The organism is Legionella tunisiensis, assembly GCF_000308315.1.
Lineage (GTDB): Bacteria > Pseudomonadota > Gammaproteobacteria > Legionellales > Legionellaceae > Tatlockia > Tatlockia tunisiensis.
This window is the reverse complement of record NZ_CALJ01000279.1, coordinates 1-9630: the sequence shown is the minus strand read 5'-3', so window position 1 is coordinate 9630 and position 9630 is coordinate 1. Positions and strand designations below refer to the sequence as shown.

The window sequence follows — 9630 nt, the reverse complement described above, 5'->3', positions numbered from 1 at the left end:
AAAGGGGCCACTACCTATCACTTAACTTGAAAGTTGCTGAGAAATTAAATCAGGAATTGGTCATTATGGCAAAGCCCGAGACCCTGGATTTATTAGGCTCGCGAGAAAAGGAAATATACCCATTGGAAGGGTTGCCTATACTGCCAGAAGAGCAAGTGAGGGTCAGTTTCATGGGCCATGGGCGGCGTGATGGTATTGGAGATTTCGAGTCCCCCGACGAATTTTTTGCGTTTCTGGTGCGTTTTAAAGAACAAAATCCTCAGGTAACCGATATCGAACTTTTCTCGTGTAATGTTGGCTTGACTACAGAAGACAATAGAGGTTTTGCCGCTGAAGTAGCGGAATTGATTGATAAGCACCCTAATGACTTTCCGGGAGGACTAGCCCTGCATGCGTTTAGATTTGAAGATAATGGGCTTGGTAATTATTTTTTGGTGACTCCTTTAGATGAAGAAAGAGATAAAATAAGTTTTGGTTTTTCAAGAACAAGTGGAGAGTGGGAGCAGTTAAATAAAAAATGGGGCATTTGTTAGGAGTACGACATACGATGGAAGCGATCTATTTGCTCAATAGAGATGATCAGTACGTATTAGCTCAAAAGAAATCTTCACGATTCCCTTTTGGTTATAATCTGTCAGATATATTTGAAGTAAGAAAAGAGCATTGCAACAATCATCGCATTGATGAACATCTGACAGCATCATCCATGCTTAAAGAGATGATAGAGTTATGCCAGGTTTCAGGATTAAAACTGTCTGCCCATCCAAGCCTGGGGAGTGATTTTGAGCATATAGTAAAAAATGCCAGTTCGTTACGGTTAACGGATGATGGCTTGGAAATAATCGATTTGGACGGCAACTCAGAACGACGTAATGAAAGGAGTTGTCAAGCGTTGCTCAGGAAGCTTAGTATTTACAACCTCAAGATAAGACTACCCGGTACACAAATAAATATTAATAGAATAGGTAATTTGAGTGGTAACCAATTTATTTCCTTTAGCGATAGGGAAAGGAGCCAAATAACACTAGATCTGATGACAGACGCCAATGATACTCAACAGCGAATGCAAGACGTTATAACGACAAACCGGGTTCCTATTAAAAATGATTGTGATAGCTATGATATAACGAATATAAGTAGCTTTTTGATTGAGTTTACAAGTGCTAATCAAGTTGTGTCAGAATTAACTTTTAAAATCAGGGTGTTGTATGATGCTATTAGCCAATACCGAATCAAACTAGAAGATGATATCCACGGTAACCACCGATTGTTAAAGAGTAAAGCGAAAGATATGTTCATGTTCTGGGATAAGAATAGACCTGAAGAATCTAGAGGCAAAGCTACACAGTTAAGAACCGATAAGTTTGAGTTGTTGTTTCGGGCACAAAACTATTTATCGATGCCTAGTAGTCAGGAGGCCTATAATGAATTTTACGAAGCCTTTACTAACTGCTCAAATGAGGTTATAAATTATGGGGCTAATACCAAATCTTTAATTAAACAAGTCATGAAATTAGCTGAAAATGACTATCACCTAGAAAGACCAGTGCGTTTACAGAGTGATTTTAGCGGTTAGCTGTAATCAACAAAAACTATAGAGTCGTTACTTATTATTTTTAATAAAAGAATGGGCTATTTTTATTGATAAACTGGTTAGATTGGTATTCATACTTTTTACTAGTGCTTCAGTAGTGACTACTGGAATTGTAATATGATAGTAAGCATTTCCTTTATGGATTAGTTTTTCCTTCTGATAAATAATGTATTCAGCTCTTAAAATACTTGTGCCATGAACATCAATTTCAAATTGTGAAATGTTTACTTGAAGGTGATAATCGGGGTGAAATTTAGTATCCAATGGAGCGCTTTGGACGATAGCTCCAGGTATTAATGTAGAAAGATTGGTGGTTAAGACAAGCGTTATATTTTTATCCAAAGGCCCGGCCCATTGATGGAATTCCTCAATATTTAAGTGATGTGGAGATTGATTAATCATTAATTGGTTTTCTTTATGTAATCAGGAATAGTTACGCTATCAATACCTATCTGTATCTGATTATAGAAATGGTAATTTTTTGAGGGGGGAGCGGGGTTAGTATATAAAATTGTGATTCTTTACTTTTACCACATCCGCAGAGGATTAGAGTTGTGAGTAGTATTATGTTGCTCTTTAAGGGTATCTTTCTACGGTTATCATCACATAGATTGGATGAACGACAACAATTCATAAATAGATAATGGATAAAAGCGTGAACGCAATTTAGTCTTCTATTTAAAGCGGTTTTTTCTGATGCACCAGAACATGGAAAATAATCTACTCATTTTTATTGCTTACCTCGTAGCAAAGACTCCGGATACCGCGACAAGTAATCAGTTAGGTTTTGAGTGGAGTAAGCTGCAGCAGTAATTTGTTTTAAACTTTGATTCAACGTGGTCACAACACCGGGAACATTTTGATTTAAGCTAGACACTAAGATATCTATCTTATCTGTCATTTTTTGTAAGGACTCCAACGTATCTTTGATTTCTTTTGAGCGGACTAATTCACTAATATCTTCAAGTGTCTTTTTGGCTGTCTCGAACACTTCTTCCATGGATGTATATGGTTCAACTTTATTATAAGTCGGGAAAATAGGGTAATCTTGGTAATAGGTTTGTTTGAATTGTCTGGGAGAATCTGACGGAATTAACTCAATTTCAGCAACACCCGTTAATAAGTTGGGTTTGCTAATGTTTGCTACATACCCATCATTAATCAGTAGGTGAACTGGGTCTTGGCTAAAACCATAATTCCTGTTAACGAAAAATCGCACATAAATAGGAATACTGACTTTATTTCTCTTTTTATCTTCAGTAAGTTCAATAAACTTAACTTCACCTATTTTCACTCCTAGATAGGTCACTGAAGAATTCACTACTAATCCTTTTAGAGATCCATTAAAGAACATAACAAAAGTTTGTGCTTGAGCACGTTTGTGCTCTTTATAAAAAAACACTTCCTAAGAGTAGTAAACAGAGGGCTCCGGCTCCAAAAACACCAACTAATGTATAGAATCGGTCTTGTTGCATTCTTATCCTTGAAATGTGTATGTAATATACATGCTGGCTATGATTAACCAGAATGAGCTACGTGTTAAAATTCGAGAGATGGCTTTTCTCAAATTTATGCTCCCAACTGCTGTTTCGTAATAATAATAACTGGCAGAAAATCCAACAATCATACATAAAATTAATGTCTTAACGAATGAGTAAATCAAATCAAATGTTGTTGTAGAATTTAAAATGTGGATCAAAAATTCATTATTTGTATACCCAAATAAAAAATGAAAGCTAATATAAGAGCTGAAAAAATGGAGGAAACAAGATAAACATATAGGATTAATGATGTCATATTCATACCGATAATAATTGGCCATACATGGGTAAGAATAAAATCCTCTGGATTTCTGTTGTGTTCTTCCAAACGCGTGTTGATCAAATGCAAAGCCACTTGGATACATAAAATAAAACCAATAACTATAGGTAATATTTCGTGCGTTAAAATATTTTGGACAGTAGGCAGAATTCTTTGGTGTAGGTTAAAAGGTTGTAAGAGAAAATAAACGGCTTGTGAAACGGTTATACCTATTAATAAGCAAATAAGAACTAATGAAGTAACAGGACGAACTCCTGCATAATACATAAACTCTATAGCATTAGACCAACCGACAGATACCTTACCCGAAATGATGCAAATAAGGCTATAAAGTAGGTGGCCTAGAAAGCGAAAAACAAGGACAATGGAATTGATGGAATTTATAACATTGATCCCAAAGCGGCGAAAATTATACATAGCTAATCCTTTAAGGGGATCTTTTTTATCCTATGAAACAGGCCCTATTTACCAGGTACAAAATGTTATAATTTCTCAAAATACTTTTAAAAATAGTAAATTATGATGAAATTAAAATCAAGATAGCATGTATTAGGTATTTCCACCAGGCGCTTTACTAGGATTCAAAAATCATGATCGGCAAGCTTTCCATATAATGTAGACACCAATCCGGTTTAGAGTCGATTCTACAAAGTCAAAGTAGCTATAACGCTATAAAAACACTGTATAATCTGTGAGATGATTGGCGTTTCAAAACCTATTTTACATAATGCTCTAAAAATAAGCGATAAATATATTAGTTAATTCTCTATCAAACATTAGGAAAGAACATGCCAAGAAGTATGAATGATTTATTCTGTTTCTTTTCTGGTTTTGCACATCAAGATATTGAGGTTAATGATTATCAGGAAAATCTTGAACTTGGAACAATCCTTTTGACCTGCCGTAACACAGGTAAACATCTATTATCTAAAGACGACTATATACAACTTGACGGAGTTCTTTTTCAGATTGTTGAAAGCAAGGACTCTTGTTTTAAAGCATGTAGCACTTTTGAATTAGTGAACAATACATCAGTAAAGAATATCAGTCTTGGCAGTAAATTAACGTTAGGAATATTAGCAGAAAAGGATATAGCGCATGATCGCTTATGGATGCTGCAACCATCTGCTTTAAGCCAAGTAACCTATCTAAACTGTTCAGTACTAGAAGGGCATGAGCATACTTTGAAGCTTGATTTTGAAGCTCCCTTGGCTCTTGCACCCATTATTCATCAAGATTGTCATTTAGGACTTGCCGGATCTAGCTTGACTGCGCGTGAAGTATCAAGTGCTGATCTTTTATTAAAGTTTTCAATTTATTGTGGCCGAGAAACAAGAGAGGAATCACAGTTCAATGAACGACTTAACCCAGGTTCTAGAATCAATATCACCGAACCGGGTGAGATAGTAGACAGAACTTGTAAGTTATAGGCTTCAAGTCCCTTTCGTTTCAAAAGACTTGCCGGAAAAACAATCTGTTTTTAAAATCAGAGCTCATATATGATACCGTTTATTGGGTTGTTTATTAACCGATTTGAATTCCAGAGAAATGTGTGATCGATAAACTTGACGCACTACCAAAATTAAGGCGACTAAGCACACCTAATAACCCTTAACTCAAGCCCTATATGCTATAACTATATAGTGTCTAATAAGGAAAAACTTATAGTATTGAGTTGTCTGCAAATTGATGACAAGGCCTTTCCTAATCAAGGAAATAGTATGGATCAATCCATTTCAGCAGGAAATCAAGAGTTTTTACAATTATTTGTTGATAGCTGCAAAGATTATGCTCTTCTAATGCTGGATTCTAATGGTGTAATTATAAGTTGGAATAAGGGGGCAGAAATTATTAAAGGATATAAGGCAGAAGAAATCATAGGCAAACATTTTTCAGTTTTTTATCCAAAACAGGCATGCAAAAATCACTATCCGGAATATGAGTTGGAAATGGCGAGTAAATATGGCCATTATGAGGACTATGGATGGCGTGTACGAAAAGATGGTTCCCAATTTTGGGCCAATGTGATCATTACCTCTTTAAAGAATAACGACGGTAAGACGATAGGCTATGGAAAGGTGACGCGTGATTTAACCGAACGAAGGAAATTTGAAGAAAAATAATTTACTTATCGAATCATGACACGCTAACTGGTTTATATAACAGACTAGCATTTACCAAAACGTTAAAAATAGAGTTGGACAAGTCTTATCGAAATAATACGTCCGTTGCGCTAGTAATGGTTGATATTGATAAATTTAAAAATATTAACGATACATTTGGTCATCATGTCGGTGATAAACTACTGATATCTGTTGTTGAGCAATTACAAAAATGCGTGCGTAAAGAAGATATTATCGCAAGATTCGGAGGGGATGGGATGAGTTTGCTATCCTTTTATCTAACTTCAAAAATAACAAAGATGTTGAGAAAATTGCACAAAAAATAGTAGGTCGTTTTAAAAAGCCATTTGAACTCGACAATCATAGTTTTTATGCGACCGTTAGCGTAGGAGTTGCAATTTCCGACCACACACATAAGGATTTTTTACTTTAGTTAAAAACGCCGACATTGCTTTATATACCGTTAAGGAATTTGGGCGTAATAATTACCAAGTTTTTTCAGAGCAAATTAACTCAACTTTCAAAAAACAGTGTCAATTACAGAGTATACTTCCTGATGCGATAGCCAAAAATCAACTTTTCTTGGTCTACCAGCCTCAATATAGCTTACCAAGCAGAAAAATTGTCGGAATGGAGGCGTTGGTAAGATGGCAACATCCTCAACAGGGAGTCATTATGCCAAATGATTTTATTCCTATTGCGGAAAAAATGGGGTCATAGTTTCTCTTGGCGAATGGGTATTAAAAACTGCCTGTAAGCAATATATGACATGGCAAGCAAATGGTTTGGTGAATCAATGGGTGAAACTTGCCGTGAATGTGTCGCCCCTACAATTATCTCATAGCAAATTTGTGGAGTCTTTTGTATCAATTATTAATGAATTGAACATGCCACCCAAAAATTTGGAGCTGGAGTTAACAGAAAGTGCAGTCATGTTGAGTCCAGTTGAATTAGATTCAATTTTTAAGCAGTTACAAGACATTGGTGTCAGTATTGCGATCGATGATTTTGGTACTGGGTACTCGTCATTGAGTCGCATTAAAGAATTACCTGTTAGTTCATTAAAAATAGATAAATCCTTTATACATTACATAGATGAAAATCAAAATGATGCAACAATTGTTAAGTCTATTATTGCTTTAGGTAAAAACCTGGGTTTGAAAATAATTTCAGAAGGTGTGGAAACAGAAAAACAACTTCAGTTACTCGCAAAATATCATTGTCAAATAGTACAAGGGTTTTATTTTGGAAAAGAGCCGCTCGATGCGAAAGGAATGAATAATTTATTAAAATCAAATGCACTTTAATTCATATTCCTCCATTCAGCCCAGATGCTGATTTAATAACATAATTCTAGTTATTGTGAGGTATTTCTCTGTTTGGTATCGATACCGAGTTGAAACATTATCTAATTAATTATGTTGACAGCAATATCTGCCCATAATTTATCTATTTGACTTCTTTTTTCAAAAAGATGGTTTGTTATATATGATGATTATAATATATATAATCAATAAGAAATGAGAAATGCCAACACAACTTTGGGATACTTTTTATACTAAATTTCCAATATTTGCATACGAGCCAGCAGAAAAGATTAAAGTCCCTGCTTATGAAAAAACGCCAATCCAATATAGTGAAGACCAAGCAATTAAGAAAGAAGTCATTAAAGGTGTTTTTTAAAGCGTTAAGCGAGGGACAAAGGTTACTAAAAAAACGTACTCAGGAATCTGCTCAATTACCTGGATTTAAGTTTTTTACAAATCAACTCAATATAGAAGAAATCAAGGAAATTTTAACTCATGCGGCTAAAAACAATAAACTCAATACGGATATTGTTCGCTTTACTTTTTCAAGTGGGTTAATAGATGAGGCTATTAAAGAGCTCAAGAAACAGAATGTTCTTCAAGACAAGCATATTAATCGCTTGATTCAATTGAGAGAACAATATCAACCTGAGCAACATGAGTTATTTAAAAGTTTAAACTTTCAGAAAATACACAAGTTAGTAAAAATTTTAAGAGATAGACAGTTAACTAGCCCGGAATTTAAGGAGCTATTTGAGGATTCACACTTTCCCCATATGGTACTAAAGCTAATGGATTCCAAGTTGGGAAAAGGGATAAACTATTCGCAATTATTTACTTTGCTTGAATTGCATCAAGCAGTAAACCCCAGAAAATCAAAGGGTAAAGAATATAAACAATCATTTAGTACCGACGAGAGTCGCCCATTACCGATTTATCAAATTTTAGATGAGTCAGGCAATTTTACTTCAGAAGCAAGACAATATTTTCTTCCTGCGATCAACAATAAAAAAGGCCCCCGGTTAAATGAAGAGGATTTGAAAGAAATGATTTCAAAATTACCTCGGTCAGAACAAATTTTTTACCGATTAAAGCGGGGTACGCAGGGCTCATTGGGTCATGCTATTGATACAGAGGGAGCTTTTTATTATTCGGGTAAGGATGATAAGTTCAATTTTATGGAACCTTCTTGTGGGGTAAGAAATGCTTTAGGTTTAATTCGTTATGGCGCAGATTATGCCCCTGTTATCCCGCAACTTGGTCCTAAGACTATGGCTATGGTACATAATGCTCTTCAAGGTGGGTATCGAGTCGGCCAAATGTGTATTGGCTCTAGCTTAATTAAAGGTTTTTCGCCTGCTGAAGTTCATCTTGCAGACAATGAAACTTTTTCACGATATTTAAACACGATGTTTATCATAGTGAAGTAGTTTCACCTATACCCGAATATTGCCGAAAGGGCTTGCTTAAGATGATCGATGTTGTTTTTGATGGTGCCAAGTTGCCACAATCCAGTTGGACAAAACAATTGTGGTACTGGGCAGATGGAGATTATCGATTTTTAAGATGACTAAAGAAGGAAGAAATTGGCTGAGAGATGTACCACCAGAAAAATTAAGCCCAATGGAACAATTTTGTGCAATGTTGGATACCCGACAAACGAGTGCAATGAGTACCTATGGAGGCTTGATAGAAAATAATAGATTGGGGTCTACCGAAGGAATTTTTGTTTTATTAGATATGGTTGAACATCCCACAAAATGGAAAGAGGAGATTGGATTAGATCCGGATGATTTTCCCGATGGCAGTAGGGAGCCATTCAATGCGTTGCATGTACCTCAAAATTATAAAGAGGTATATCGAAGGTTAAAAGATACTGCCATGGCAATTCCTGGTTTTTTGCCAAGAGCAAAGCGGAGCAAGTTTTTCTAATCCAAATCCTGGAAGCGTTTCCAGAATTGAAACATAACTTAGGCCAATTGGCAGAATTTTCGTCATTGCTTCAAAAACAGGATGTACTGAGTTGCATAAAGTTATTACCCACGACCCCAAGCGCTGCAATAAGGAACGACCCAGAGTTGTTGAAAAACAGGAATGGTCTGGTTTTAGCTATAAATGGGCAATATAGCGAGCATCAATTAGTTGGATTAAGAAGTCTCTTTATAAACACTATGAATAATCCAAGAGTTCTGGAAAATATGAATAAGGCAGAATTATCCAGGCAAATAACATTTTATAGAGAGTCACAAGATAAAATTAGGGATTTTGTTAGCAATATAAAAGCGGCAGGGTATTCTGACAATATATTCAACGGATTGATAATTCAACTGGAAAAAATCTAGGGAGTGGAATTCTAGATCGCGCTTCTATTATCGAAATTCAACGACATTTGTTAAAAATAACTGAAAAAAATTGGGGTTTAGCTTATTCAGAGACAAAAATGAAGTACTTGCTTTAGAATTTGCTAAAAAATGGCTGCCAGAGAGTAACAAGCTGATAGAATACTTGAACAGCGAAGCAAATAGGGTTTATTCAGAAACTCATCAATCAGATATTGATATTTCAGGTTTATTCGCAAACAAATAATTTACCCTGACTATGTTAATTGATTTTTTCTTCTATAAGACATACCTGGAATATAAAGATAAGGAGTCACTCTAAGTTTCTGGCCATGACAGGTTGGTTTTAGCGCAATAGCGTTAACGAGGTACCATTGAGTACGATGGCGATAACCTAGCTCATGAGATGGCCTCAGCTTGAAACACGGTCTTAATAATTCCAATGG

The 9630-nt window shown here is 35.5% G+C and carries 16 protein-coding genes and 1 pseudogene; 12 read left to right on the top strand and 5 right to left on the bottom strand.

Going from position 1 to position 9630, the window contains the following annotated elements; all coding sequences use genetic code 11:
* Positions 1-533, top strand: a 533-nt coding sequence (locus BN58_RS16475; RefSeq protein ID WP_232220727.1) for a hypothetical protein, incomplete at its 5' end; no start/stop codon positions are given.
* Between the two features lie 14 nt (positions 534-547).
* On the top strand, positions 548-1576 hold the full coding sequence (locus BN58_RS16470) for a hypothetical protein (protein ID WP_019217765.1): 1029 nt from the start codon (positions 548-550) through the stop codon (positions 1574-1576).
* Positions 1577-1603: 27 nt separating this feature from the next.
* On the opposite strand, the gene BN58_RS34975 is transcribed toward BN58_RS16470, so the two are convergent.
* The 4 genes from BN58_RS34975 to BN58_RS26495 form a co-directional block, all read right to left on the bottom strand.
* A complete protein-coding gene (locus tag BN58_RS34975) occupies positions 1604-1996 on the bottom strand; it encodes a PqiC family protein (protein ID WP_019217764.1) in 393 nt (130 codons plus the stop codon).
* Positions 1997-2324: 328 nt separating this feature from the next.
* Positions 2325-2915: an MlaD family protein gene (locus BN58_RS16460; protein ID WP_232220726.1), complete on the bottom strand. Its 591-nt coding sequence runs from the start codon at positions 2913-2915 to the stop codon at positions 2325-2327.
* Positions 2916-3071: 156 nt separating this feature from the next.
* On the bottom strand, positions 3072-3335 hold the full coding sequence (locus BN58_RS36515; RefSeq protein ID WP_269570388.1) for an ABC transporter permease: 264 nt from the start codon (positions 3333-3335) through the stop codon (positions 3072-3074).
* A complete protein-coding gene (locus tag BN58_RS26495; protein WP_019217762.1) occupies positions 3290-3832 on the bottom strand; it encodes an ABC transporter permease in 543 nt (180 codons plus the stop codon). The genes BN58_RS36515 and BN58_RS26495 overlap by 46 nt, the downstream gene beginning before the upstream one ends.
* A gap of 371 nt (positions 3833-4203) precedes the next feature.
* On the opposite strand from BN58_RS26495, the gene BN58_RS16450 reads away from it, so the two are divergent.
* The 10 genes and pseudogenes from BN58_RS16450 (at position 4204) to BN58_RS32020 (ending at position 9431) form a co-directional block, all read left to right on the top strand.
* A complete protein-coding gene (locus BN58_RS16450; protein WP_019217761.1) occupies positions 4204-4845 on the top strand; it encodes a hypothetical protein in 642 nt (213 codons plus the stop codon).
* Positions 4846-5085: 240 nt separating this feature from the next.
* Entirely contained in the window at positions 5086-5538 is a 453-nt protein-coding gene (locus tag BN58_RS16445) for a PAS domain-containing protein (protein WP_019217760.1), read from the top strand.
* Entirely contained in the window at positions 5535-5864 is a 330-nt protein-coding gene (locus BN58_RS16440) for a diguanylate cyclase domain-containing protein (protein ID WP_083852241.1), read from the top strand. The genes BN58_RS16445 and BN58_RS16440 overlap by 4 nt, the downstream gene beginning before the upstream one ends.
* Positions 5780-5971 (top strand): diguanylate cyclase domain-containing protein, encoded by a 192-nt coding sequence (locus BN58_RS37985; protein WP_083852242.1) that lies wholly within the window; start codon positions 5780-5782, stop codon positions 5969-5971. The genes BN58_RS16440 and BN58_RS37985 overlap by 85 nt, the downstream gene beginning before the upstream one ends.
* A 149-nt stretch (positions 5972-6120) precedes the next feature.
* Positions 6121-6845, top strand: a pseudogene (locus BN58_RS29020) (putative bifunctional diguanylate cyclase/phosphodiesterase).
* A gap of 220 nt (positions 6846-7065) precedes the next feature.
* The gene (locus BN58_RS31170) at positions 7066-7221 is read left to right on the top strand and encodes a hypothetical protein (RefSeq protein WP_019217757.1); all 156 of its coding nucleotides are present in this window, start codon (positions 7066-7068) and stop codon (positions 7219-7221) included.
* A complete protein-coding gene (locus tag BN58_RS16420; protein WP_019217756.1) occupies positions 7211-8275 on the top strand; it encodes a hypothetical protein in 1065 nt (354 codons plus the stop codon). Before BN58_RS31170 ends, BN58_RS16420 begins: the two co-directional genes overlap by 11 nt.
* Positions 8276-8411: 136 nt before the next feature.
* Positions 8412-8777 carry a hypothetical protein gene (locus BN58_RS16410; protein WP_019217754.1) on the top strand — a complete coding sequence of 122 codons (366 nt, stop codon included), beginning with the start codon at positions 8412-8414 and terminating at the stop codon, positions 8775-8777.
* Between the two features lie 47 nt (positions 8778-8824).
* On the top strand, positions 8825-9187 hold the full coding sequence (locus BN58_RS16405) for a hypothetical protein (RefSeq protein WP_232220725.1): 363 nt from the start codon (positions 8825-8827) through the stop codon (positions 9185-9187).
* Positions 9188-9257: 70 nt separating this feature from the next.
* On the top strand, positions 9258-9431 hold the full coding sequence (locus tag BN58_RS32020; RefSeq protein ID WP_019217752.1) for a hypothetical protein: 174 nt from the start codon (positions 9258-9260) through the stop codon (positions 9429-9431).
* A 10-nt stretch (positions 9432-9441) separates the two neighbouring features.
* On the opposite strand, the gene BN58_RS34970 is transcribed toward BN58_RS32020, so the two are convergent.
* Positions 9442-9630, bottom strand: a 189-nt coding sequence (locus tag BN58_RS34970) for a hypothetical protein (protein WP_232220724.1), incomplete at its 5' end; no start/stop codon positions are given.

Bases quoted from the DNA above. Each gene is read 5' to 3' on its own strand.
- BN58_RS16410 (WP_019217754.1), top strand. From the start codon at position 8,412: ATGACTAAAGAAGGAAGAAATTGGCTGAGAGATGTACCACCAGAAAAA.
- BN58_RS26495 (WP_019217762.1), bottom strand. From the start codon at position 3,832: ATGTATAATTTTCGCCGCTTTGGGATCAATGTTATAAATTCCATCAAT.
- BN58_RS16450 (WP_019217761.1), top strand. From the start codon at position 4,204: ATGCCAAGAAGTATGAATGATTTATTCTGTTTCTTTTCTGGTTTTGCA.
- BN58_RS31170 (WP_019217757.1), top strand. From the start codon at position 7,066: ATGCCAACACAACTTTGGGATACTTTTTATACTAAATTTCCAATATTT.
- BN58_RS16470 (WP_019217765.1), top strand. From the start codon at position 548: ATGGAAGCGATCTATTTGCTCAATAGAGATGATCAGTACGTATTAGCT.
- BN58_RS34975 (WP_019217764.1), bottom strand. From the start codon at position 1,996: ATGATTAATCAATCTCCACATCACTTAAATATTGAGGAATTCCATCAA.